Origin of the sequence: Enterobacter sp. 241F3 (genome assembly GCF_034106785.1) — a bacterium.
GTDB lineage: Bacteria > Pseudomonadota > Gammaproteobacteria > Enterobacterales > Enterobacteriaceae > Enterobacter > Enterobacter vonholyi.
Window position 1 is genome coordinate 41,060 of sequence record NZ_JAWNDD010000005.1, and the last position, 23,879, is coordinate 64,938.

Annotated in this window: 24 protein-coding genes; 12 read left to right on the top strand and 12 right to left on the bottom strand. The window is 58.2% G+C overall.

Features of this window, described 5'->3' with window-relative positions:
* Window positions 1–246 precede the first annotated feature (246 nt).
* Window positions 247–1,467, bottom strand: a complete 1,221-nt coding sequence (locus UR504_RS14475) for a VWA domain-containing protein (protein ID WP_127729467.1) — start codon at window positions 1,465–1,467, stop codon at window positions 247–249.
* Between the two features lie 331 nt (window positions 1,468–1,798).
* On the opposite strand from UR504_RS14475, the gene UR504_RS14480 reads away from it, so the two are divergent.
* The gene (locus UR504_RS14480; protein ID WP_274241894.1) at window positions 1,799–2,920 is read left to right on the top strand and encodes a cupin domain-containing protein; all 1,122 of its coding nucleotides are present in this window, start codon (window positions 1,799–1,801) and stop codon (window positions 2,918–2,920) included.
* 61 nt (window positions 2,921–2,981) lie between these two features.
* Here UR504_RS14480 and UR504_RS14485 read toward each other — a convergent pair whose 3' ends face one another.
* Window positions 2,982–4,400 (bottom strand): PLP-dependent aminotransferase family protein, encoded by a 1,419-nt coding sequence (locus UR504_RS14485; protein ID WP_133293710.1) that lies wholly within the window; start codon window positions 4,398–4,400, stop codon window positions 2,982–2,984.
* Window positions 4,401–4,576: 176 nt separating this feature from the next.
* On the opposite strand from UR504_RS14485, the gene UR504_RS14490 reads away from it, so the two are divergent.
* Window positions 4,577–4,738, top strand: coding sequence for a DUF1127 domain-containing protein (locus UR504_RS14490; RefSeq protein ID WP_045357378.1), 162 nt, complete (start codon window positions 4,577–4,579; stop codon window positions 4,736–4,738).
* A 39-nt stretch (window positions 4,739–4,777) separates the two neighbouring features.
* Here the strand turns inward: UR504_RS14490 and UR504_RS14495 are convergent, their stop codons facing one another.
* Complete coding sequence (locus UR504_RS14495; RefSeq protein WP_274241895.1) at window positions 4,778–6,166, bottom strand: PLP-dependent aminotransferase family protein; 1,389 nt, start codon at window positions 6,164–6,166, stop codon at window positions 4,778–4,780.
* A 101-nt stretch (window positions 6,167–6,267) separates the two neighbouring features.
* On the opposite strand from UR504_RS14495, the gene UR504_RS14500 reads away from it, so the two are divergent.
* Window positions 6,268–6,747, top strand: a complete 480-nt coding sequence (locus UR504_RS14500) for a carboxymuconolactone decarboxylase family protein (protein ID WP_127729473.1) — start codon at window positions 6,268–6,270, stop codon at window positions 6,745–6,747.
* On the opposite strand, the gene UR504_RS14505 is transcribed toward UR504_RS14500, so the two are convergent.
* Window positions 6,734–7,636, bottom strand: a complete 903-nt coding sequence (locus UR504_RS14505; protein WP_115876554.1) for a LysR family transcriptional regulator — start codon at window positions 7,634–7,636, stop codon at window positions 6,734–6,736. The two genes, UR504_RS14500 and UR504_RS14505, sit on opposite strands and share 14 nt — an antisense overlap.
* Before the next feature lie 100 nt (window positions 7,637–7,736).
* On the opposite strand from UR504_RS14505, the gene UR504_RS14510 reads away from it, so the two are divergent.
* The 7 genes from UR504_RS14510 to UR504_RS14540 all read left to right on the top strand — a co-directional run bounded on the left by UR504_RS14510 (window position 7,737) and on the right by UR504_RS14540 (window position 13,356).
* Entirely contained in the window at window positions 7,737–9,152 is a 1,416-nt protein-coding gene (locus tag UR504_RS14510) for an aldehyde dehydrogenase family protein (protein WP_302235622.1), read from the top strand.
* Window positions 9,153–9,227: 75 nt separating this feature from the next.
* Complete coding sequence (locus tag UR504_RS14515) at window positions 9,228–9,551, top strand: antibiotic biosynthesis monooxygenase family protein (protein WP_302235623.1); 324 nt, start codon at window positions 9,228–9,230, stop codon at window positions 9,549–9,551.
* Window positions 9,544–9,921 carry an amino acid-binding protein gene (locus UR504_RS14520; protein ID WP_320739842.1) on the top strand — a complete coding sequence of 126 codons (378 nt, stop codon included), beginning with the start codon at window positions 9,544–9,546 and terminating at the stop codon, window positions 9,919–9,921. Before UR504_RS14515 ends, UR504_RS14520 begins: the two co-directional genes overlap by 8 nt.
* On the top strand, window positions 9,914–10,609 hold the full coding sequence (locus UR504_RS14525) for a winged helix-turn-helix domain-containing protein (RefSeq protein WP_320739844.1): 696 nt from the start codon (window positions 9,914–9,916) through the stop codon (window positions 10,607–10,609). The genes UR504_RS14520 and UR504_RS14525 overlap by 8 nt, the downstream gene beginning before the upstream one ends.
* A gap of 146 nt (window positions 10,610–10,755) precedes the next feature.
* Window positions 10,756–11,226, top strand: coding sequence for a MarR family winged helix-turn-helix transcriptional regulator (locus UR504_RS14530; RefSeq protein ID WP_024908312.1), 471 nt, complete (start codon window positions 10,756–10,758; stop codon window positions 11,224–11,226).
* Entirely contained in the window at window positions 11,223–12,290 is a 1,068-nt protein-coding gene (locus UR504_RS14535; RefSeq protein ID WP_320739881.1) for an HlyD family secretion protein, read from the top strand. The genes UR504_RS14530 and UR504_RS14535 overlap by 4 nt, the downstream gene beginning before the upstream one ends.
* Entirely contained in the window at window positions 12,280–13,356 is a 1,077-nt protein-coding gene (locus tag UR504_RS14540; protein ID WP_320739846.1) for a DUF2955 domain-containing protein, read from the top strand. The genes UR504_RS14535 and UR504_RS14540 overlap by 11 nt, the downstream gene beginning before the upstream one ends.
* Here the strand turns inward: UR504_RS14540 and UR504_RS14545 are convergent.
* Genes UR504_RS14545 through UR504_RS14555 form a run of 3 tightly spaced genes read right to left on the bottom strand, consistent with a single transcriptional unit; the run spans window position 13,353 to window position 16,072 of the window.
* Complete coding sequence (locus UR504_RS14545) at window positions 13,353–14,624, bottom strand: DUF445 domain-containing protein (protein WP_032660921.1); 1,272 nt, start codon at window positions 14,622–14,624, stop codon at window positions 13,353–13,355. The genes UR504_RS14540 and UR504_RS14545 overlap by 4 nt on opposite strands.
* A 3-nt stretch (window positions 14,625–14,627) precedes the next feature.
* Window positions 14,628–15,281 (bottom strand): LysE family translocator, encoded by a 654-nt coding sequence (locus UR504_RS14550; RefSeq protein ID WP_302235630.1) that lies wholly within the window; start codon window positions 15,279–15,281, stop codon window positions 14,628–14,630.
* A 47-nt stretch (window positions 15,282–15,328) separates the two neighbouring features.
* A complete protein-coding gene (locus tag UR504_RS14555) occupies window positions 15,329–16,072 on the bottom strand; it encodes an AraC family transcriptional regulator (protein WP_302235631.1) in 744 nt (247 codons plus the stop codon).
* 151 nt (window positions 16,073–16,223) lie between these two features.
* Between UR504_RS14555 and UR504_RS14560 the strand changes: the two genes are divergently transcribed.
* A complete protein-coding gene (locus UR504_RS14560) occupies window positions 16,224–17,594 on the top strand; it encodes an NAD-dependent succinate-semialdehyde dehydrogenase (protein ID WP_111964129.1) in 1,371 nt (456 codons plus the stop codon).
* A gap of 45 nt (window positions 17,595–17,639) precedes the next feature.
* Here the strand turns inward: UR504_RS14560 and UR504_RS14565 are convergent, their stop codons facing one another.
* Both UR504_RS14565 and UR504_RS14570 read right to left on the bottom strand, forming a co-directional pair.
* Entirely contained in the window at window positions 17,640–17,960 is a 321-nt protein-coding gene (locus UR504_RS14565) for a hypothetical protein (protein WP_111964128.1), read from the bottom strand.
* Window positions 17,960–18,505, bottom strand: a complete 546-nt coding sequence (locus UR504_RS14570; RefSeq protein WP_302235636.1) for a YfaZ family outer membrane protein — start codon at window positions 18,503–18,505, stop codon at window positions 17,960–17,962. The genes UR504_RS14565 and UR504_RS14570 overlap by 1 nt, the downstream gene beginning before the upstream one ends.
* Before the next feature lie 411 nt (window positions 18,506–18,916).
* On the opposite strand from UR504_RS14570, the gene UR504_RS14575 reads away from it, so the two are divergent.
* Window positions 18,917–20,275: an esterase-like activity of phytase family protein gene (locus UR504_RS14575; RefSeq protein WP_302235638.1), complete on the top strand. Its 1,359-nt coding sequence runs from the start codon at window positions 18,917–18,919 to the stop codon at window positions 20,273–20,275.
* Between the two features lie 62 nt (window positions 20,276–20,337).
* Here the strand turns inward: UR504_RS14575 and yjiA are convergent, their stop codons facing one another.
* From yjiA to UR504_RS14590, 3 genes are all read right to left on the bottom strand, one after another.
* Window positions 20,338–21,291: a GTPase gene (yjiA, locus tag UR504_RS14580; protein ID WP_302235641.1), complete on the bottom strand. Its 954-nt coding sequence runs from the start codon at window positions 21,289–21,291 to the stop codon at window positions 20,338–20,340.
* A 10-nt stretch (window positions 21,292–21,301) separates the two neighbouring features.
* Window positions 21,302–21,505 carry a YbdD/YjiX family protein gene (locus UR504_RS14585; protein WP_320739849.1) on the bottom strand — a complete coding sequence of 68 codons (204 nt, stop codon included), beginning with the start codon at window positions 21,503–21,505 and terminating at the stop codon, window positions 21,302–21,304.
* Between the two features lie 99 nt (window positions 21,506–21,604).
* Window positions 21,605–23,758, bottom strand: coding sequence for a carbon starvation CstA family protein (locus tag UR504_RS14590; protein ID WP_111964124.1), 2,154 nt, complete (start codon window positions 23,756–23,758; stop codon window positions 21,605–21,607).
* Window positions 23,759–23,879 lie beyond the last annotated feature (121 nt).

Here is a 23,879-nt window from a genome sequence, read left to right on the forward strand (position 1 = left end):
GCATGCCTTTGCTGTTAAACGAACAAGTGAAAGCTGGTTCCACTGTGGAAAAGGACGCCGCAAATACGCCTGGTAATCTGCGTCATTTGTTTGTGGCAACAAAATATTGAGTATTATCGGCAAGTGGCCGAAAACGTTTAGACCTAAACTAAACTTATTATTGGGACGTGCGCATATCCGATTACCGCAAAAAAAGTTTCGCTGTGAAACTATATTTCTGGCAATGTATTCATTTTCTCTAATGTGTTAGTCACAACCCTGCGGTATATATTCCTTCACGGCGTTGTTCATCATCTTATTAAATTCCTGCGTATTATTGACAGCAAATACCTTTCCACCTGTATTGCTGGCAATACAGTTTCCGGCGCCGGTATTCATGATATCGACAACATTGACCTGTAATCGGGGCTTACGTTTTTTTAGCTCAAGCGCGACATCGCAAGGCGAGCCTCCGCATGTCTCTTCCCCATCCGTCACCAGTAGAATTATGGCATCACGGTCAACGCCATTAACTCGTTTCCCCGCCTCTTCTAACGCCTCTGCCAGAGCGGTTTTACCCACCGGCTGGATTTTATCAATTAACTTTTTTAGCTCAGCGCGTTGTTCCGGCAGGAAAGCCGGAGTTGCGCTCACCTGGTGGCAGTTAGCTGCGGCAATAAGGCTAATGTCCATGTCATTTGGCACGTCATCGATAATGTGTTTAGCGGATTGATGCGCGAGCGTAATGCGGCGAGGTTCACGATCGATACCGGGTACAGGTTTATCCTGCATCCACCGCATTATCTCTTCTGGTGTGGCATCCATGCTCATGGCCATAGAGCCAGAAGCATCAAAAATAATAACCATTTCAGGTGCCTGCTGTTTTGTCCGCTGTGCCGGGCAGAGCATTTTGACCTGATGCTCAGGGGCTGGCTGGACGGGAGAAACGGCAGGAGTGACTACTTTGACAGTCGGCCAGCAGCCGCGCAGGAGAACAAGAGCCAGAAGCAGAGCCAGCGCTAAAAGCCCCAGCCATAACCACCCACGCTTTTTAGGCAGCTGTTCTGCCGGCAACTTAGTTGCCGGCATGATGTCCCAGCCTGTGATTACAGGCTGACCGTCAACGATCCATATTCTTTCTGGTGAGGGCTGTCTGGCTATTTTTGCCAGTAACTGCAGTGTTTCGGGAGAAGTCTGCGCGCTAGTCGAGAGTGTTTGATGAAGTTGAGTGAGTGCCGCCAGCTTTTGTGAGAGGAGTATGGCGATTTTGTCTCGCTCAACGACGTTTAAAGCGTTAAAGCGTTGGGGTTTACCATTTATTTCGCTATACCATTCAACCGCACCATCTTCAGCCTGCTGAGGGCGGGCAAAAAGATTTAGATAAGTTTTAGAAAGGTGTCGGTCAATAAGATTATTTACGACAGAAAACGTTGAAATATATTCTTGTAAGCAATGTTCGCTCTCAACGGTCCTTGTGATTCTAATCATTGCCTTTAATGAGCCAAGTATGCAAAAGAAAATAGCTTAGAGCTAAATATAAAAAATGACAATCTCTAATACTAATCTTGTTCTTAAAATTAAAAAACTACCAGTTTTAAGAGGTAAGATGTTTTGAGTAAAAGTAAACATCGGACAGGGGAAAAGGTTCAGGAAAAATTATCATTTAAGTTTTACTTTAATACCACTTCACCTAATGACTAGGTTTATCATTGCCAACACGCGCGTGGCAGGCAAATCATCTGCGCTTGACCCACGACAAAGCAGCCCTCCACGCCCTCCACCATAATCGCGCCTGTTTCCCTTCTCACTGGTGCTACCCATGGCGTATCAATTGAACCTGAACTGGCCGGAATTTCTTGAGAAATACTGGCAAAAACAACCCGTTGTGCTGAAAAATGCCTTCCCGAATTTTGCCGATCCGATTACACCGGACGAGCTGGCGGGTCTGGCGATGGAGCCGGAGGTCGATAGCCGTCTGGTAAGCCATTTCAACGGTAAATGGCAGGCCAGCAACGGTCCGTTTGAGCACTTCGACGATCTGGGCGAAACCGGCTGGTCGCTGCTGGCGCAGGCGGTGAACCACTGGCATATGCCCGCCGCGGAGCTGGTGCGTCCGTTCCGCGTTCTGCCGGACTGGCGTCTGGACGACCTGATGATCTCCTTCTCCGTGCCCGGCGGCGGCGTGGGTCCGCATATCGATCAGTACGATGTTTTCATCATTCAGGGGATGGGCAGCCGCCGCTGGCGCGTGGGCGACAAGCTGCCGATGCGTCAGTTCTGCCCGCATCCGGCGCTGCTGCATGTCGATCCGTTCGAGCCGATCATCGACGAAGATCTGGCCCCGGGCGATATCCTCTACATCCCGCCAGGATTCCCGCACGACGGCTTTACCCATGAAACGGCGCTTAACTACTCCGTCGGCTTCCGCGGGCCAAACGGCCGCGATCTGATCAGCAGCTTCGCCGATTACACGCTGGAGAACGATCTGGGCGGCGAGCACTACAGCGATCCGGATCTGACCTGCCGCGAACACCCGGGCCGCGTTGAGCAGTACGAGCTCGATCGCATTCGCCAGATGATGATCGAGATGATCAGCAAGCCGGATGATTTCACAAAATGGTTCGGCAGCTTTGTCTCCACGCCGCGCCACGAGCTGGATATCGCCGCCGCCGAGCCGCCGTACGCGCCGGAAGAGGTGCTGGACGCGCTGCAGGGCGGCGAAACGCTGTCCCGCCTGAGCGGCCTGCGCGTGCTGAACGTCAACGGCAGCTTCTTTATCAACAGCGAACAGCTGGAGACGGTAGACGCGAAGGCGGCGGATGCGCTGTGCCGCTATACGGAACTCGGCCAGGCCGAGCTGGGCGATGCGCTGAAAAACCCGGCATTTGTTGAAGAGCTCACCGGGCTGATTAATCAGGGATACTGGTACTTCGACGAGTAATGCGGCACGATTTTCTCCCTCTCCCTGTGGGAGAGGGGCGGGGTGAGGGCATCAGGCCGCACTAGCCCTCCTCCATCGCAATCACAATCGCTTCACCCAGCTTCTTCAGCGCCTCGCGATTTTTCTCCGTCGGCGGCAGCGCCACGTTGATCCGCAGGCAGTTGCGGTACTTCCCGGAGGCGGAAAACAGCGACCCGGCCGCGGCCTGGATCTTCAGCCGGCACAGCTGCTTGCTGACGCACACCATGTCGACCTTCTCCGGCAGCTCAATCCACAGCAGGAAGCTGCCCTGTGGGCGCGTGACGCAAATCTCTGCTGGAAAGTACTGCCGTACCCAGCAGGTGTAAGTTTCCATATTCTGCTGATAAATCTGGCGCATGCGGCGCACGTGGCGATGGTAATGACCGTCGCGAATAAACGCCGCCACCGCCATCTGCGTGCCCGGCACGTTAAACCCGCCGGCGGCGTATTTCATGTGCATCACCCGGTCGTAGTAGCGTCCCGGTACAATCCAGCCGACGCGCAGGCCCGGCGCCACGGTTTTGGTAAACGAGCTGCAGAGGATCACGCGTCCGTCGATATCCATCGAATGAATGGTGCGCGGGCGCGGGTACTCCGCCGCCAGCTCGCCGTAAATGTCATCCTCAACAATCACGATATCGTGCCGCTGGGCGAGGGCCAGCACCTGTTTTTTCCGCGCCTCCGGCATGATAAACCCGAGCGGGTTATTGCAGTTGGGCACCAGAATCACTGCTTTGATCGGCCACTGCTCCAGCGCCAGCTCTAACGCTTCGATGCTGATCCCGGTTTCAGAGTCGGTAGGAATTTCAATCGCCTTGATATCAAACCCGCGCAGCATCTGCATGGTGCCGTGAAACGATGGCGATTCCACCGCCACGATATCTCCAGGTTTGCATACCGAGAGCAGGGCGATTGATAGCGCACCGTGGCAGCCGTTGGTAATCACAATGTCGCTTGCCGAGACGGTGGAGCCGCCGTCCAGCATCAGGCGCGCGATCTGCTCGCGCAGCTCCAGGCGTCCGTCGAGCACGTCATAGCTCAGCATCTCGCCGGGGTTATGCTGCGCGATGCGGCTCATCTCGCGCCACAGGGGCTTCAGGCTCGGCTGGTTAATGTCCGGCGAACCGCCGCCAAAGGAGATCATCTCTTTGTCGGCGCGGGCGTCCAGCAGCATCATCACCTCATCCCACTGGGTAACGTCCACGGGGCGCTGCACCGGGCGCGTCATCGCCGGGACGGGCGGCTGGGCTTTTCGCGGTGAGACAAAATAGCCGGAGCGCGGCTGAGGGGTTATCAACTGGAGGTTTTCGAGGATCTGGTAGGCCTGCTGTATGGTGCTGATGCTCACGCCGTGCTCCTGGCTCAGCGCACGCACCGACGGCAAACGTTCACCGCTGCGATACAGACCTTGTTGAATGCGTTCTGCCAGAAGGTTGGCGAGATGTTGATAGCGCGTCATGCTGTATCCTTTGTTTTCACCATACAGATTATAAAACCAGTACAGATTGCTGCGAAAATTGGCATGCAGATACTGTTTTAGCGGATCTGTATGTTAAACAAAAGCTGTTTTTGCATCTGTATTGCACGGGTGGATTTCAGGGATGATAACCCCACTGGCACAGTGAGGAGAGCATCATGGAATTTTACGAGAATCGTTCAAAACGTCCGTTCGTCGTGTTTGTCTGGATCGGAAAAACGATCTGCAACTGGTATCGCATCAACCGTACCCGCCGCATCCTGAGCCAGATGAGCGACGAGCAGCTGAAGGACGTTGGTTTATCCCGCAATGATATTTAAACCCCAGGCCGGGTAAGGCGCAGCCGCACCCGGCGATGTTTAGCGCAACAGCTCAAGCGTCTGCCGCTTCGGCCTTTCCAGCAGCTCAACCGCCTCTTCATACGAGCGCACGTTGTTATAGCCCATCACCAGCCCGTAGCGTTTGCCCGACCCGCGATACCACTCCGAGAGCGCATTGACCTGCAGCTGCTGCTCCTGCCAGCAGCGCGCCACTTCCCGGTCACGGCTTCCTTTGGTCAGGAACGCCACGATATGCATCCCACCGTCGTTTTGCTCGGTGAAAAACAGATCGCCATACACCTCCTGCAGGGCGGCAATCATCCAGTCGCGGCGGGTCTGATACAGCGCGCGCATCTTTTTCAGATGACGGAAAAAATGCCCTTCGTTGAGAAACGCGGTGAGGATCTTTTGCGTCAGCACCGGCTGGCCGCTGGTGGTGATGTCCGCGCAGTCGGTAAAGGCTCCAACGGTGCTGGCGGGCATCACCACGTAGCCCATGCGCAGCGACGGCATGATGGTTTTACTGAAGGTGCCCATAAAAATCACCCGGTCGTGCTGGTCGAGGCTTTTCAGCGACGGCAGCACCTTGCGGGTGTAGTGGAATTCCCCGTCGTAATCGTCTTCGATAATCCACGCCTCGTTCTGGCTGGCCCAGTCGAGCAGCTGCTGCTTGCGCGGCAGGGAGAGCGTTACCGCCAGCGGGCTCTGATGCGACGGGGTGACGATGGCAAAACGTGCGTCGCGATGGTAACGGAGCAGGTAGTCCGTATCGATGCCGCAGCGATCGACCGGCACGGTGTGCAGGCGCGGCACGATCCGCTTGAGCAGCTGCTGGCCCATAAAATAGCCCGGATCTTCAAACAATACCTTGTCGCTGCGGCTGGCGAGGGTGTCGAGGATCAGCCGCAGGCTGCCGCTGTAGCCACTGGTGATCAGCACCTGTTCAGCGGTGCAGGATAAACCGCGTGAAATATTGAGGTAGCTGGCGATGGCCTGGCGCAGCGGATACCAGCCCAGAACGGGCGGGTTGAGCATCTCCTCCTGTCGCATAGCCCGCGTCGCCTGGCCCGCCAGCAGCAGCCATTTTTTATACGGGAAGCTGTCGAGGGCGGGGATGCCGGGACGCAGAAACCCGGCCCGCTCGCGCTGGCTAATGAGCGAGGCCGGAAGCGCCCCGGTGGGCTGCTCCGCAGGGGCAGTCTTATCCGGCAGCAGTAAGTCCGGGTTAACCCGCGTGCCGCGCGCCCCCTGGCTCACCAGATACCCTTCGCCCGTCAGAATGGCGTACGCCGTTTCGACGGTTTTACGCGCCACCTTCAGCTCTTCCGCCAGCACGCGGATGGCAGGCACCCTGTCGCCTGGCTTCAGCACGCCGCGCATGATGTTATCGCGGTAGCGGGAATAAATCTCGTGATAGCCCGGCTTCATGTCCTACCTCATTTCACGCTTTTTGTATCTTTTTACTATGTCATGAACGGCGTAGATTTGCCTCATCGCACGGCACATGCCGCACAAAAAGAGGAAAGACCATGAGCACTCGCGTTAACCACCATAAAGTTACACCTGCCCTCGCCAACGCGCTGTCTGCCCTGAGCATGGAGGTAGCAAAAACCTCCATCGACCCGGCGCTGAAGCACCTGATCGACATTCGCGTGTCGCAGCTGAACGGCTGTACGTTCTGTCTGGATATGCACTCAAAAGAGGCGAAAATCGCCGGCGAGCGCGAGCTGCGCCTGTATCATCTGGCGGCCTGGCGCGAGTCCCCGCTGTTTAGCGCCCGTGAAAAAGCGGCGCTGGCCTTCACCGAAGCGCTAACCCAGATTAGCGTTCACGGCGTAAGCGATGCGTTGTACCGCAGCGTGGCGGAGCACTTTTCGGACGTCGAGATTTCAGAGCTGAACTTCGCCATCGTGGCGATCAACGCCTGGAACCGTCTGGGGATCACCTCCCGCATGGCGCCCGGCGCGCTGGACGCGGCGTACGGGCTGAACAAGGCTAACCTGGAATAATTCCGCGCTCGCGGATCATCGCCACCAGCGCCCGCAGTCCCGGCGGGACGTGGCGATGGCCGGGGTAGTACAGGCGCAGCCCGGCAAACGGCTGCGCCCAGTCGTTTAAGACGCTCACCAGTTCCCCGCTTTTCAGCTCGTCCCGAATATAGAGTTCCGGTAAAAATCCCACCCCTAATCCCGCTTTCACGGCGCGGATCGAGGCAAAAAGATCGGACGTCGCAAAGCGCGGCGGCACGGCAAGGGCGTACGTTTCCCCCCGACGCGCCAGCTCCCAGCGGTAGATCCCGCCGTGAGCCATACGCATACCGATCCCCTGATGTGAAAGCAGATCGTCCGGCGTCTCGGGTATGCCGTGACGGGCGAAATAGTCCGGCGTGGCGGTGACGAGCTGGCGGATCTCACCGGTCAGCGGCACGGCGATCATGTCCTGCGGAACGGACTCTTCGAGGCGGATCCCCGCGTCATAGCCTTCGGCAACGATGTCGATCATCCTTGCTTCACTCACCGTTTCCACGCGCATTTTCGGGTAGCGGATCATGTAGTCGATCAGCAGCTGGTCCAGAAAAAGCGTGCCGATATGGTTCGGCACGTTCAGCCGTAGCGTACCGGCGGGTTCCCCGGTGTCGCTGTGGATCTCCTCGCTGGCGAGACGGATCTCCTGCAGGGCGGGGCCGATACGCGCCACGTAGCGCTGCCCGGCGTCGGTGAGCGCCACGCTGCGGGTGGTGCGGTTGAAAAGTCGCGTCTCAAGGCGGCTCTCCAGCCCGGCGACGGCATTACTTACCGCCGTGGCGGACATCCCCAGCTCCTGCGCCGCACCGCGAAAACTGCCGCGCCGCACCACCGCCATCACCACTTCCAGCTCTGTCAGACCTGAACGATGCATAGATTATCCTGAAAATCGAAACAACCCTTGCAGCATAGCGTGGATTATCGCAACGGAGAAGCCGTGACAGACTGGGCTCACACAGCCTGAGGAGGTTTATATGCACACCATCGAACAGATCTTTATTAACGGCGAGTTTGTTACCCCGCACGGTACCGAGTGGTTTGATTTGTACAATCCGGCGACGGCGCAGGTCATCGGCCAGGTTCGTCTGGCGGATGAGGTTGACGCTGAACGCGCTATCGCGGCGGCAAAAGCGGCGTTTCCGGCGTGGTCGCAGACCACAAAACAGGAACGCATCACCGCGCTGAAGCGCATGCATGCCGCCGTGGCCGCTCGCCACGACGATCTGCTGGAAGCGGTCATTGAAGAGTACGGCGCGCCCGCCTCGCGCTCGGCGTGGATGGCTAGCTATCCGGCGGAGGTGATTGCTCAGGCAATTGAGGCGCTGGAGGCGTTTGAGTTTGTCACCCCCGCAGGTGCAGCGACGGTGCAGATGACGCCGCTTGGGGTGGCCGGGTTGATTACGCCCTGGAACAGCGACGCGGGGTTTATCTGCGGCAAGCTGGCGGCCGCGCTGGCTGCGGGCTGCACGGCGGTGATCAAGCCGAGCGAAATGAGCGCCCTGCAAACGCAGATTGTCACCGAAGCGCTGCGCGATGCTGAATTACCGCCAGGGGTATTTAATATCGTCACCGGACGCGGCGAGACGGTAGGCGAAACGATTAGCCGTCATCCGGACGTGGCGAAAATCTCGTTCACCGGCTCCACGAATACCGGCAAGGCGATCCTGCGTAACGCGGCGGAAAGCTTTAAGCGCGTGACGCTGGAGTTGGGCGGTAAATCGCCGACGATCCTGCTGGATGATGTGGATCTCGCGCAGGCGATCCCGCTGGCGATCCAGGCCGGGTTTATGAACAGCGGGCAGGCGTGCGTGGCCGGAACGCGCATTCTGGTGCCGCAGGCGCGCAAGGCAGAGATCGAAACCGCGCTGGCGCAGGCCGTGGCGGCGGTGAAATCCGGCGGCCCGCGCGATAGCGCAACGGACGTCGGCCCCATGGTCAGCGAAAAGCAGTGGCTGCGGGTGCAGGGCTATATCCGGAAAGGTATCGAAGAGGGGGCACGCCTGCTGGCGGGCGGTGAAGGGCGACCGGAAGGCACGCGGGACGGCTGGTTCGTGCGTCCGACGCTGTTTGCCGACGTGAACAACCGGATGACCATTGCCCGCGACGAGATTTTCGGCCCGGTGCTGTGCGTGATCCCCTATCATGACGAGGCGGAGGCGATCGCCATTGCCAACGACACCGACTACGGCCTGAGCGCGATGGTGCTGGGTGGTGATGTAAACCGCGCGCGACGCGTGGCGCAGCAGATTGTTTCCGGTCGCGTGCTGGTGAACACCCTGGCTCATGAACCGAAAGCACCATTCGGTGGCTTCAAGCACTCCGGTTTGGGGCGCGAGATGGGCGAGTGGGGAATTCGGGCGTTTATGGAGCCGAGGTCGATGGTGGGCTAAAACTTCGCTATTTACCGAAGCATTGTGCTTTTCCATCCCGCATGCTCTCCTCAACATCACCACGGAGAGACACTCATGATCGCAGTCATTTTTGAAGCTAAAGCCGCGCCTGCCCATCAGGCGCGCTATCTTCAGCTTGCCGCAGAGCTTAAGCCGCTGCTGGCGGACATCGACGGCTTTATTGATATCGAACGGTTCCAGAGCCTGACCACCGACGGCAAAATCCTGTCCCTTTCCTGGTGGCGGGATGAAGAGGCTGTCCGCCGCTGGAAGCAGAACGTCTTTCATCAGGCGGCGCAGGCCGAAGGGCGTGAGTCAATTTTTGCGTACTACCGCATTCGGGTGGCGCAGGTCGTGCGGGAATATACCTCTGAAACCGGAGGGCATGCCGATGTATGACGTTCATGTCATTTTTCGCGATACCCCCGGTGAACTGGCGCGGTTTGGACAGCTGCTGGGCAGTAACGGCGTGGGGCTGGAGGGCGGCGGCGTATTTGGTGCAGATGCCCATTTCCTGGTGGAAGACGGGGAAAAAGCGCGACGCGTACTGATGGAGGCCGGGTTTACCGTGCAGGCGGTGCGAAAGCCGGTTATCAGAAAGCTTAAGCAGGAACGCCCCGGTGAGCTGGGTGAAATCGCGGCGGCGCTGGCGGCATGCGGCGTGTCTATCCTGACTCAGTACAGCGACCATGCGAATCACCTTATTCTGCTGACGGATGATGATAAGCTGGCCGCAGAGATCACCGAACCCTGGGCGGCCCATGCTTAAGACGAGTTTACTCCCTGATAACAGCGCGATGCTGGAAAAGGCGATTGCCGCTGTAGCGGCTGCAATGGCCGATCCGTCGCGCGTGAAGATGCTCTGTGCGCTAATGGACGGACGGGCGTGGACCGCTACCGAACTGAGCGCCGCGGCAGACGTCGCCCCGTCGACCGCCAGCGGGCATCTTGCCCGGCTGGTTGAAGGGCAGCTAATAATCTGCCTGTCGCAAGGGCGGCATCGCTATTATCGTCTTGCCGGGCACGACGTGGCGGCGCTGGTGGAGCAGATGATGGGGCTTTCGTGGAGCCGCATTACCCCGCCGGAAACCAGCGCGCCGAAAGCCATGCGTGAAGCCCGGACCTGCTACGACCATCTCGCAGGCGCGGTGGCGGTGCAGATTTATGATTTCATGCAGGCGGAAGGCTGGCTGGAGGCTGACGGTTCAGCGTTGACACTCTATGGCCGGGAGCAGTTCCTGACGCTCGGCATTTCGTTAAGCGCGCATCCGCGCCGGAAGGCCTGCTGCGCCTGCCTGGACTGGAGCGAGCGGCGGTTTCACCTGGGCGGAGAAGCCGGCGCGTTGCTGCTCGACCATCTGGAAAGTAAAGGCTGGATCCAGCGGGTGGCGGGGTATCGGGAGGTGGTGGTGACGGCGTCGGGGAATGCCGCTGTAAAGAGGCTTTTTAGCCGCTAAAAACGCCCGGTGGCGCTGCGCTTACCGGGCCTACGCGTACATCGCCTCCAGTAACACCTTTCGCAATTCCTGCGCTTTTACCTCTCGTTTCTTGATAGTTACCCTGATAACTATTATCTTGACCGCGTGTGACGAGAGGTTTCCCCATGAGTGAAGAAGAACTGTTCTGCCGCAGACCGATGGGCATGCGGATGGCGATGATCGTGCGCCAGTGGCGTGCCGTCATCGACGAGGCCATTCTCGATACCGGGTTAACCCAGTCGAGCTGGACGGTGATGATGCAGCTTCATCAGCTCGGGGATAACGTCTCAATGAGTGAGCTGGCGGAGGTGCAGGGCATTGAACTGCCGCCGCTGATGCGCACCCTGACACAGCTGGAAAAGCAGGGTTACCTGCTGCGCGCCGTATCGCCTTATGACAAGCGCATCCGGCTTCTGACGCTGACGCCTGAGGGAAAAGCCCTGTTACAAAGGCTCACTCAGGTCATTGAGACGTATCAGGCGCGCGTATCGCAAAATATCGCGCCGGAACATCTCGACATTTTCAGCGCCACGTTGAATCAAATCGCCTGCAATTTGCGGACAATCCGCGAAGAAGATAACAAGACCGAAAAATAATGACCCCTGAACAAAAGTTTGCCCGCTGGGTAAGGGTGAGTATTGCCTCTTTCCTGCTGATGTTTGTCTACTTTATCGTCGCGGATATCTGGATCCCGCTGACGCCGGACTCCACCGTGATGCGCGTGGTGACGCCGGTGTCTCCGCGCGTCTCCGGCTACGTGGCGGCGGTGCATGTGCACAACAACAGCCAGGTGAAGAGAGGCGATTTGCTGTTTGAGCTCGATGACACGCCGTTTCGCAATAAGGTGGAAGCGGCGCAAATCGCGCTCGAGCAGGCACGCCTGTCCAACGAACAGCTGGATGCGCAGATCGCCGCCGCGCAGGCCAGCCTGAAAACCGCCGTGCTGACCGCGCGTAACGACAAAGTGACCTTTGACCGCTACCAGAAGCTGAGCACGCTGCAGAACGTCTCGCAGGCGGATCTGGATAAGGTTCGCACGACCTGGCAGAGCAGCGAGCAGTCCGTCAGCACGATTCAGGCCAACATCCGGAACCTGCGCATCCAGCGTGGTGAGCGCGAAGAACACCGCAACGTGACGCTGCAAAAATACCGCAACGCGCTCGATGAAGCTGAGCTGAACCTCGGCTGGACGAAGGTCTATGCCCTGGCGGACGGCACGGTCAGTAATTTGCAGCTGAGCCCCGGCTTCTACGCTTCATCCGGTTCCGCCGCGCTGGCGCTGGTGAACAACCAGACCGATATCGTGGCCGATTTCCGTGAAAAAAGCCTGCGCCATACCCATCAGGGCACCGATGCGGCCGTGGTGTTTGACGCCTTCCCGGGACACGTTTTCCGCGCCCACGTCACCAGCAGCGACGCGGGGATCCTGGCGGGGCAGGAGGCCGTTAACGGCCAGCTCTCCGAGCCGGAAACCTCCAACCGCTGGGTGCGCGACGCCCAGCGCATGCGCATTCACGTGACGCTGGACGAGCCGCTGCCGAAGCATCTGCCGACCGGCGCCCGCGCGACCGTGCAGCTCTACAATAGCGAAGGGCCGTTTGCGCGCTTTTTCTCCGGGATGCAGATCCACCTGGTGAGCCTGCTTCACTATGTCTATTAGTACCCTGGCGCGGGTATTTACCCCGCACGGCAACATCGTCTACACGGCAAACGACTTTCGCCAGACCCTGCGCATCGTCTTTGCCGGAATGATTGCGCTCAGCATCTCCAGTTTCTACAACACCAGCTACGGCGTCTTTTTCGTGGTCTATCCGATCATGCTGCTCTCGCTGGTGCCGGTGTTTAACCGCCACGTGGCGAAGCAGTTTATCTTCAGCGCATCGCTCAACTGCGTTGAAATGGTGATTATCATCGGCTATCTGTCGCAATGGCCGGCGATCATGACGCTGGTGGTGTTCGCCCTGTACGTGATGCGTTTTCGCTTTATGAGCACGGGACCGCTGTTCCTGTTTGGCTCAATGGGCGTGGTGTGCCAGAGCGTGATGCTCAACTTTATGAGCTACCCCACCACCAACTGGCACACGCTTTTGTTCTCCAACATCGAAGCCAGCGTAATGGCGGTGTGCCTGAGCGCGCTGATGAACTACCTGCTGCCGGACGTGGAGCCGCGCAAGCCGCCGCCGCTGATTGAGAAAGACGACGCCCGCGTGCGCCACGAGTCGCTGCTCTCCGGCACCGTCGCGACGCTGATATTCGTGGTGTTTCAGATTAGCGACTTAAGCGATTCGCTTTCGGCGCTGATGGCAGGGATTTTGATCCTGTTCCCGATGCACTATCGCGGCGCGGTGATGAGCTCCATCTGGCGCGTGGTCGGCGTGGTGCTGGGCTGTCTCTACATTCTGGTGGTGCAGCTAATACTCTACGATCACAGCAGCCATATGCTGCTGATGATGCCGCTGATTGGCCTCGGCCTGGCGTTTGGCGCGCGACTCCACGTGATGGAAAAGGTGGGGGCGGGCGTGGGCTTTTCCAGCATCACCACTATCGGCATTATGTTCGGGCAGAACATGCACCCCGACACTGACCTGGTGTTCAGCGATCTGTACCGCATCACCTCTGTCACCTTTTCGCTGGTGGCGACGCTGACGATGGTCTTTCTGGTGCACCTGATCCTGAACCGCTTCGAGGCGACCCGCTACGTCATCGCGCCGCCAAAAACGGATTAATGCCCCAGCACGGCAGGCAGCTGCGAGAGTAAAAACAGGATCAGGCCAATCGTCCCGCCCACCAGGGTTCCGTTGACGCGGATAAACTGCAGATCCTTGCCAATGTTCAGCTCAATCTGGCGTGACATGTCTTTGGCGTCCCAGCTTTTCACCGTGTCGCTGATGTGGCGGGTCAGAAACGCCGCGAAGTCCGGCGCGAGGCGGTGCGCGGCCTGCTCCAGATGCTCGTTCAGCGATGCCCGCAGGCTGGCGTCGTTAGACAGCGTTTCGCCAAACCACAGCCCGGCGTTGGCGATGCGCTGCTTCACGCGCGAATCTTCACTCTGCATATCTGCCTTCAGCCACTGGCGCAGATCGGCCCACATCTCGCCCAGATAGCGGTTAAACGCCTCATCGTTTTTCAGGTAGTGCTTGATGTTGTCGGCTTTTGCCGCCATCTCCGGATCGTTTTTCAGGTTGTCGATAAGCTTCAGCGTGGCGCGGTCGAACGCCTGACGGATCTGGTGCGTGCGGTCGTGGCTGATATCGTCCAGCAGCGTGTTCACCGCGTTCGACACCATCTCCGCGCTTTGGTCGCCCAGCCACTCGGTGGGCAGCACCATCGCCTTGCGCGGGTGCTCGGTCTTCAGCCAGTGGACAATCTGGTCGGCGATAAAGTCCCGCGTGCTTTCCCGCTGAATCAGGGTAATCAGACGGTTGATGATGGCGTCCAGCAGCACCTGATGGCGGTTGTTTTTGGTCATGCTCTCCAGCATCACGGCGCTGGTTTCAGTGAAATCGACCTTATCAATGGCCTTATGCACAGCGCGTTTGAGCAGGCGCTGAATGCGCCCGTCGTCGGTCAGTTCGAGAAAACCGCTCATCACCTGCATCAAGTGCAGCCCGACGCGCTGAGCGTTGTCGGGCTTGCTGAACCAGGCGCCGATCATCTGCGCAGGTTCATAGCGACGGATCAACGCCACCAGCGACTGGGTATCCAGAAACTTCTCCTGAACAAACTGGCCGAGATTGTCGCCGATTCGGTCCTTATTGCGCGGGATGATCGCCGTATGGCGCGAGATAAAGGGAATCGGCACCCGGCGGAACAGCGCGACGACCGCAAACCAGTCAGCCAGCGCGCCGACCATTGCCGCCTCGGCAATGGCCTTGACGCCGCGCACCCAGAAGGTCTGCGGTAGGAACAGGGTGGTGATAAAGGCCGCGGCGGCAACCAGCAGCAGCGACAGCGCCAGCAGCTTGGCGCGTTTGAGTTCAGCTATTTTTTCCATGGGTTAAGGATAGAGGTAAGCGGGGGGAAAGTGCAAAAACCGCCACAGCACCCACCCGCCAAACCCCATCAGCACCACGCCCGCCGTGCGCTCTATCAGCCACAGCGCACGGCTGAGCTTCTGTTGAACTGACGATAATCCCATCAGGGACACCAGCGCCAGATCCCATGCCAGCACCACCATCACCATCCAGATGCCGCATGTAGCCTGCTGAAGCAGCGTGACGTCCGGCCCCAGTAGCGCCGTCATCAGGGCCAGATAGAACAGCGCGTTCTTCGGATTTAGCAGCGCCGAGCCGAGCCCCAGCAGGATCTGCTTGCGCAGCGAGGGGCAGCTTTGGCGGGTTTCATTCAGCCTCAGCGCCTGCGGTTGGCTGCGCACCAGATGCGAGCCTATCCACAGCAGGTACAGCGCCCCGCAAAGCTCGATAAGCGTAAACAGCCAGGCAAACTGGCGCAGCGCGCTCCAGCCGATTATCACCAGTAAGATATACAGCCCGTTGCCCGCGGCGATGCCGACGCACAATCCGGCGCTGCCGCGCAGCCGATAGCGCGCGGCGTAGCCCACGAGCAGGAAGAAGTCCGGGCCAGGGCTTAGCAGGGCAACAAAGTGCGCCAGCGCCAGGGCGAGAAAAGCGGAAGGGAATAACAGTTCCATAGCAACCTCGGTTAACAATCCGAGGTCAGGCTACAGCGCTGAAGAACCTATTTATTGTCGGATATTGATCGGCCCGTCGCGTACTGGCGCGGCGTGGCGGCGGTATAGCTGACGAAGATCTTATGAAAATGGCTCTGATCGGCAAAGCCGCTCTGGTAGCCAACGTCGGCGATGTCGTCCCCGGCACGTAGCCGCGCTTTGGCGAACTCCACGCGGGAGATGTTGAGGAAGCTGCCCGGCGTCAGGCCGGTATCCTGCCGGAAGGTGCGGATCAGCGTCTCCTTGCGCAGCGAGAATCGTTGGGCAAGTTCATCGAGGGAAGGCGGAGCGGCCAGGTCGGCAAGAAACGCCTGCTGCACGTGCTGGCTGGTTGAGCGAAGCGCATCTGCGTTTTTCTCGCATCGGGGAAGGGCTGAAAGCAGCGTATCCACGGATGCAGGCGACATCGTCTCAACAATATCAAGGTAGCGCTTAAAGAGCGTAGGGTCGCGAATCACCTGGAGCGCCAGAGGAAGATCGGTGTCGATATAGAGCATATGGTAGCTGCGCGGTTGCCCGGCGACGGGGTTGCCGCTGTGCGGCGCACAGGCCGGGATCACGATGAGATCCCCGGGATGAAGGATGTACTCTCTGTCGTGACATACGCAGCAGGTCTGGCCCTCCACAATCGCGCCGATGGAAAGCTGAGGGTGACTATGGCGTTTGTACGCCTGCGTGCTCTGCCAGGTGCTGCGCAGCTCAAGGCCTGAGGCGCGGTGAAATGTCTGACGGACGTGTCGGGTATCGGTCATGGGCGCTCCTTCTGAAGGTTTTTTATACCACGTCAGCGAACCCTCTGGCAGCGCTTCATTAAGAACCTTCCGGATATACCCAACTTTACGCCCACAGCCAGTCATGTTGACTACCCTTAATACCCTAAGCGGTAAAACAAGGAGATTCGACATGGCTTATCAGACAGTAAACCCTGCCACTAACCAGCTCATCAAAGAATACCCCTCGCATACCGACGCGGATATCGAAGCGGCGCTGAAGGCGGCCGATGCGCTTTACCATTCGGACTGGGCGAAAGGCGACATCAGCCAGCGCCTGCCGGTGCTGCATAAGCTTGCCGACCTGATCGACGAGCGTACCGAGGAGCTGGCGAAAATCGCCAGCCAGGAGATGGGTAAGCTCATCGAACAGAGCCGCGGCGAGGTGAAGCTGTGCGCGCAGATCGCCCGCTACTACGCCGACAACGCGAAGCAGTTTCTGGCTCCGGTGAAGTATCAATCCGAACTCGGGGAAGCGTGGGTGGAGCATCATCCCATCGGCGTGCTGATGGCCGTTGAGCCGTGGAACTTCCCGTATTACCAGCTGATGCGCGTTCTGGCGCCAAACCTGGCGGCGGGTAACCCCGTCATCGCCAAACATGCCAGCATCGTGCCGCACTGCGCCGAAGCCTTTGCCCATCTGGTCCGCGAGGCGGGCGCGCCGGAAGGCGCATGGACTAACCTGTTTATTTCGTCCGAGCAGGTGGCGAACATCATTGCCGACGATCGCGTGCAGGGCGCCGCATTAACCGGCTCTGAAAAAGCCGGCAGCGTGGTGGCCGCACAGGCGGCGAAGCACATTAAGAAATCCACGCTGGAGCTGGGCGGTAACGACGTCTTCGTGGTGCTGGACGACGCGGACCTGGACAAAGCCGTCAAGACTGGCGTGAATGCACGGCTCAACAACGCCGGGCAGGTCTGCACCGCGGCAAAGCGCTTTATCCTGCATGAAAAGATTGCGGATGCCTTCCTGAGCAAATTCACCGAGGCGTTTAAGCAGGTGAAGATTGGCGATCCGCTGGACGAAAGCACCACGCTGGGGCCGCTGTCGTCGAAAGATGCTCTGGAGACGTTGACCAAACAGGTTAACGAGGCGGTGAAAAACGGTGCGACGCTGCACTATGGCGGCAAGCCGGTGCAGCGCGACGGGAGCTTTTTTGAACCGACGATCCTGACGAACATCTCGCGCGACAACCCGGCGTATTTCGAAGAGTTCTTCGGCCCGGTGGCGCAGATGTACGTGGTGAAAAACGACGACGAGGCGGTCGCGCTGGCGAACGACTCCCACTACGGCCTGGGCGGGGCGGTATTCAGCCAGGATATCGAGCGCGCGAAGAAAATGGCGTCCCGGATCGAGACCGGGATGGTGTACATCAACTGGCTTACCGATACCGCGCCAGAGCTGCCGTTCGGCGGCGTGAAGCGCTCCGGCTACGGACGCGAGCTGTCGGATCTGGGGATCAAAGAGTTTGTGAACCAGAAGCTGGTGGTGGTGCGTCAGTAAGGGGTCATAAAAAAACCTGCCGGCCGGCAGGTTTTTTTAAGGGGATTATTGCACTTCGATCTTGTCCCAGCCGCTTTTAAACATACAGCTGTCGACTAACGTATCCCGGCGATATTCATTCGCGTCTTCAACCGTGTAGCTCGTGGAAATATCCTTTTTCTTGTTCTTTTTGTCCGTTTTTTCCGAGCTGGAACCTGTCACCACGTTATCCGGGGGAAGATCGATCAGCGCCTGCGCTTCGCATTCCGTGAGCTTTTTATTCATTTCCGTATCGCTGACGCCCGGTTTCACCCATTTGTACTGGACGCAGCCGGTGAGCATCAGCGTGAGGCTCAGAACGCAAAGCGCGGTCATGCGGTGTTTCATCAGAAGGTGACTCCACCGCCTACATATGCGCCGTCAATAAGCGTGTGGTTCGGACGGCCGTCTTTACCATCAACGCTCACGTGGCGGTAGCCCACTTTCAGGGTCACTGGCGTAATTGGCGTCCAGCTTACGCCGCCGTTGGCTTCGACGTAGTTTTTCACGCTGTTGTTCAGCCCTTCTGGCGCCACATAGCCTTCACCGTACACGTGGATGCTGTCGGTCAGGGCAACGTTTACGCCACCACCGATAGGGAACGCCACGCCGTTATCGCCTTTTTTCGGGCCGATATAGATGGCTTTGGCACCCGCATTCAGCATCACCGGGCCCACTTCCAGGTTGTAACCTGCGCCCACGCCGCCGGTCTGGGTACCGTCGTCGATGTTTTTAAGCCAGTTGCTTTCTGCATACAGGCCGGATGAGGATTTCCCCATTTCGAGATTGAGGTTGGTAAAGTTTTTACCCTGCTCAACGGTGCCGCCCATCGCCAGTGCGGAACCCGATACGGCGGCCAGAGCAGAAAGAAGAAGGATATTCAGTTTTTTCATGTTTTATGCCTCGTCATTAAATTCATCTGGGCGCACCTTAACAAGCGATGTTAATGACTGCAAATGTGATATAAATCGCGGTTTTATACTGATATTGTTAACTTTTTTATTGAAGTTGTTGCAATGATGTTTGATTGTCGGGGTGTCAACAGGGGATGTTTTTAGCGTTTAGGAACCGTTTAGTTTTTTGACTAAACATAAACTGAACGAGGCGGGGATAGTGATTTGAGATGAATTAATTGGGTTTCTAATAATTTCCAAAAATGTTTCGCCTGTCACACAAAACAACAAAGCCTTACATTTCGAGCGATGAATATACGTTCAATCGCGCAGGCCGGTTTCCCTTCCATGTCATTTTTCTGACACGTTTATTCTTTACGTTGTTGGCTTCACTAACTGGATGCTAACAATATGAAAAGAAAAATTATTCCTGTGCTAATCGGCTGTGCGCTCTCTTTCTCTGGCCTGGCGGCGCAGCCCACTGCTGAGCGCTATGTCGTCAGCTTCCCTGACGGCTCCCACGTGAGCTACAGCGGCGCGTTTGCCAGCGCGTTTCCAAACGGACTCCCTGTGGGCATTGGCTCCGGCCTGCTGTTTACGGGCAAGCAGGGCGATGCCCTGACGTTTGCGACCGTGACCGATCGCGGTCCCAACGCCGATGCGCCAAAAATGGGTAAAAACGAAGCCAAAATATTTGTCACGCCAAATTTCGCACCGCTGCTGATGACTATCCGCGTCCAGAACGGCAAAGCGGAGGCGGTTGATGCCCGCCCGCTGCATGACGATAAAGGCGAGATTAACGGTCTGCCGCTGCAAAGCGGCGTGATTGGCTCCACCAATGAAGTGGCGTTCAGCGACACCTTAAAGACGCTCAGGGGTGACAACCGCGGACTGGATACGGAAGGCATCACGCCGGACGGCAAAGGCGGCTACTGGCTGTGCGACGAGTACGGCCCGTTCCTGATTAACGTCGACAGCAAAGGCAAAATCCTTGCGATCCACGGGCCGCAGGCGGCGGAAGGGGAAAAATCCATCGCGGGCGGTCTGCCAAACATCATCAAATGGCGCCAGCCGAACCGGGGCTTCGAAGGCCTGACCCGGATGCCGGACGGACGCATTATCGCCGCCGTGCAGAGCACGCTGGACATCGACGGTAAGAGCAAAAAGCAGGCGCTGTTTACGCGTCTGGTGAGCTTCGATCCGGCAACCGGCAAAACCGCGATGTACGGTTACCCTATCGACAGCGCGGCCTACGACAAAAACAGCGATGCCAAAATCGGCGATATCGTGGCGCTCGATAATCAGCACATCCTGCTGATTGAGCAGGGAAGCGATAAAAACGACGGGATGCGTAACCTGATTTACAAGGTGGACCTCAGCAAGGCGAGCGATCTTTCCGCCTTTGACAAGCCGGGCGAGTACCCTGAGTTTGATGATGAGAAAACCCTGGCGCAGCGCGGCATTACCCTTGCGGCTAAAACGCAGGTCGTCGATTTGCGCGCGTTGGGCTGGCAGCAGGAGAAGGCCGAAGGGCTGGCGCTTATCGACAGCAAAACGCTTGCGGTGGCGAACGATAACGACTTTGGCGTAAAGGTAGCGATGCAAAACCCGGTCGAGGGCAAGAAGCTCAAGGATTACCGGGTAAATGCGGAAGGCAAGCTGACGCTGGATGATAAACCGGTTGAAACCACGCTCAGCGTGAAGCCGCTGAAGAAGCCGGAGTCCGACAGCGAGCTGTGGATTGTGACGCTTCCGGAGGCGGTGAAATAATACCAGGGCTTACCCTTCACCCTAGCCCTCTCCCCATAGGGGAGAGGGGATGTTCGGTGCGGTTATTTCTTCAGCCCCGCAAACGCCGCCCGAATTTCTTCCTCCGGCAGTTGTATGCCGATAAACACCATCACGCTGTGCGGCGCTTCATCGCCCCACGGTCGTTCCCAGTCGGCGCTGTACAGGCGCTGCACGCCCTGGAACAGCAGGCGGTTGGGCTCGCCGTCAATCCACAGCATTCCTTTGTAGCGCAGCAGCCTGTCGGCAAACGACAGCAGCAGGTTTTCCATTACGCGCGAAACCTCGCCGATGTCCACCGGGTAGTCCAGCTCCACCACAATCGACGCCACGTCGTTTTGCTTATCCCCCATAAAGTGGAAGCGCGGTTTCGCGGTGACGTTCTCCTCCAGCATAAAGCCGTTGGTGTTGAACAGCTGGGACAGGTCGATATCGCCGTGCGTCACCGTGTAAATCGGCGCGCGGGAGTTAATGCGGGTCAGGCGCTCGCTAAGCTTTTCGCTTTCGCCCGCCACGTCGGTTTTGGTCAGCAGGATGCGGTCGGCGTAGCCCACCTGAGACTGGGCGATGGTGAACTGGTTCATCTGTTCGTCGGCGTGGACCGCATCAACCAGGGCAATCACGCCGTCCAGCAGATAGCGCTGACAAAGGATCTCATGGGAGAAAAAGGTCTGAATAATCGGGCCGGGATCGGCCATGCCGGTGCACTCGATCACCAGGCGGTCAAAGTCGATTTCCCCGCGATCGCGGCTGTCGAGCAGGTCCAGCAGGGCATCTTCTAATTCGTTAGAGCGGGTGCAGCAGATGCAGCCGTTGGTCAGGGTTTTGATCTGCGTGGCGCGATCGCCAATCAGCTGGTCGTCTACGGAGGCTTCGCCAAATTCGTTTTCGATGACGGCGATTTTGAAGCCGTGCTGCTCGTTCAGAATGTGGCGCAGCAGGGTGGTTTTACCGGCGCCGAGGAAACCGGTCAGCAGGGTAACGGCAATCGGGGTCATGGTCTCTCCTTTAGCAGCAGCGGACGCCGCCTTCTCCACTTCCGCCGTAGCGCGCTTCCTGACGCTCGCGGAAGAATTCAGTGTAGGTCATGTACGGCTGATCCGGATGGTTGGTCTTCATATGCTCAACGTAGTTGTCATAGTCCGGAATGCCAATCAGCATTTTCGCCGCCTGACCGAGGTATTTTTTTGCTTCGCCTAAGTTACCAAACATTGTGGGTTCCAGACAGAAAAAGCCCGGCGATGTGAGTCCGCTGGGCTTGTGTTTCCCTCACCCCAGCCCTCTCCCAAGGGAGAGGGTGAGGATTGCGGATTAATGGTGTGAAGAGGTCTTCACGCCGCCTTCAGGCACCGGCACGTACGGGGTTTCTTTGTCTGTACGGCCGTCGGCGTTACGCACTTTCAGCCAGGTTTTGATGCCATAGAAGATGATGCTGTACACCACCACCAGGAACAGAATGCTCAGACCCGCGTTGGTGTAGTTGTTCACCACGATATGGTTCATGTTGGCAATCTGCTGGGCGGTCAGATCCGCGCCGCCTGCGGCAATCTTCTCTTTGTACTGGTTAGCCATGAAGAAGAAGCCTTCCAGCTGCGGGTTGGCGCTGAACAGCTTCAGGCCAAGCGCCCAGGTGGTGCAGAGCAGCAGCCACAGCGCAGGGACTACGGTAACCCAGATGTATTTGGTGCGTTTCATCTTCACGAGGACAACGGTACCGAGCACCAGAGCTACAGCCGCCAGCATCTGGTTAGAGATACCGAACAGCGGCCACAGGCTCTTCACGCCGCCGAGCGGGTCGACAACGCCCTGATACAGCAGGTAGCCCCACAGGCCTACGCAGCCCGCCGTACCCAGAATGCCTGCTACCAGAGAGTCGGTTTTCTTCAGGAACGGCACGAAGTTACCCAGCAGATCCTGCAGCATGAAGCGGCCCGCACGGGTACCGGCGTCCAGCGCGGTGAGGATAAACAGCGCTTCGAACAGAATACCGAAGTGGTACCAGAAGCCCATGTCCGCCCACGGCAGCACTTTGTGGAACACGTGTGCGATACCGACAGCCAGCGTCGGTGCGCCACCGGCGCGGTTCAGCACGGACGGTTCGCCGATGTCCTTCGCGGTCTGCATGATCTGCTCAGGCGAAATCACGAAGCCCCAGGAGCTGACGGTCGCCGCCGCGTGTGCGCTGGCGTCTTTCAGCTGCGCCATAATCAGCGCCGCGTTGTCGCCGCCCATCTCGTGCAGGTTCGGCATGGTAATACCGAGACCCGCCGGAGGGGTGTTCATTGCGAAGTACAGACCCGGTTCGATGATGGACGCGGCAACCAGCGCCATGATCGCCACGAAGGACTCCATCAGCATGGCGCCGTAGCCGATCAGGCGTGCGTCTTTCTCGTTTGCCAGCAGCTTAGGCGTGGTACCGGAGGAGATCAGGGCGTGGAAGCCGGAGACCGCACCGCAGGCGATGGTGATGAACAGGAACGGGAACAGGGCGCCTTTCCACAGCGGACCGGTACCGTCGATGTACTGGGTCACCGCCGGCATTTTCAGTTCAGGGTTGATGATCACAATCCCGATTGCCAGCCCGACGATCACGCCGATTTTCAGGAAGGTCGCCAGGTAGTCGCGCGGGGCCAGAATCAGCCAGACCGGCAGCAGCGCGGAGATAAACGCATAGCCAATCAGCGCGAAGGTGATGGTGGTGTCCTTGAAGGTCAGCGCCGGGCCCCAGTAAGGGTCGTGCGCAATCACGCCGCCGAAGTAGATAGAGGCCACCAGCAGCACGATACCAATGACCGACACCTCACCTACGCGTCCCGGTCTCAGGAAGCGCATGTAGATCCCCATGAACAGCGCAATCGGCACGGTTGAGCAGACGGTGAAGACGCCCCACGGACTTTCAGCCAGGGCTTTCACCACGATCAGGGCCAGCACCGCGAGGATGATGATCATGATCAGGAAGCAGCCAAAGAGGGCAATAGTCCCCGGCACGCGACCCATCTCCTCTTTGACCATCTCACCCAGAGAGGCGCCGTTACGGCGAGAAGAGATAAACAGCACCATAAAGTCCTGCACCGCACCGGCCAGCACCACGCCCGCCAGCAGCCAGAGCGTACCCGGCAGGTAGCCCATCTGCGCGGCCAGTACCGGGCCGACCAGCGGGCCAGCACCGGCGATAGCGGCAAAGTGGTGACCAAACAGCACGTAGCGGTTGGTTGGCACGTAGTTCAGGCCGTCATTGTTAATGACCGCCGGCGTGGCGCGCGTCGGGTCGAGCTTCATGACCTTCTGCGCGATGTATAAGCTGTAGTAGCGATAAGCCACAAGATAGACGGAAACGGACGCGACCACGATCCACAGGGCGCTTACGTGTTCGCCCCGGCGCAATGCGACAACCGCCAGACAAAAAGCGCCGAGGATCCCGAGTAAGGCCCAGGGCACGTGCTTCAGTAGTTTTTTAGTATCCATAGTAAGACCTGGTTTTTTATGTAAAGAAAAAAGGGTCAGGGTTCGTTGTGAGGAGGTATTGATTAATGCTGAAGCGATCGTGCCAGATCAACGCGCGCGTAAAGGACGGTAAATGAATGAG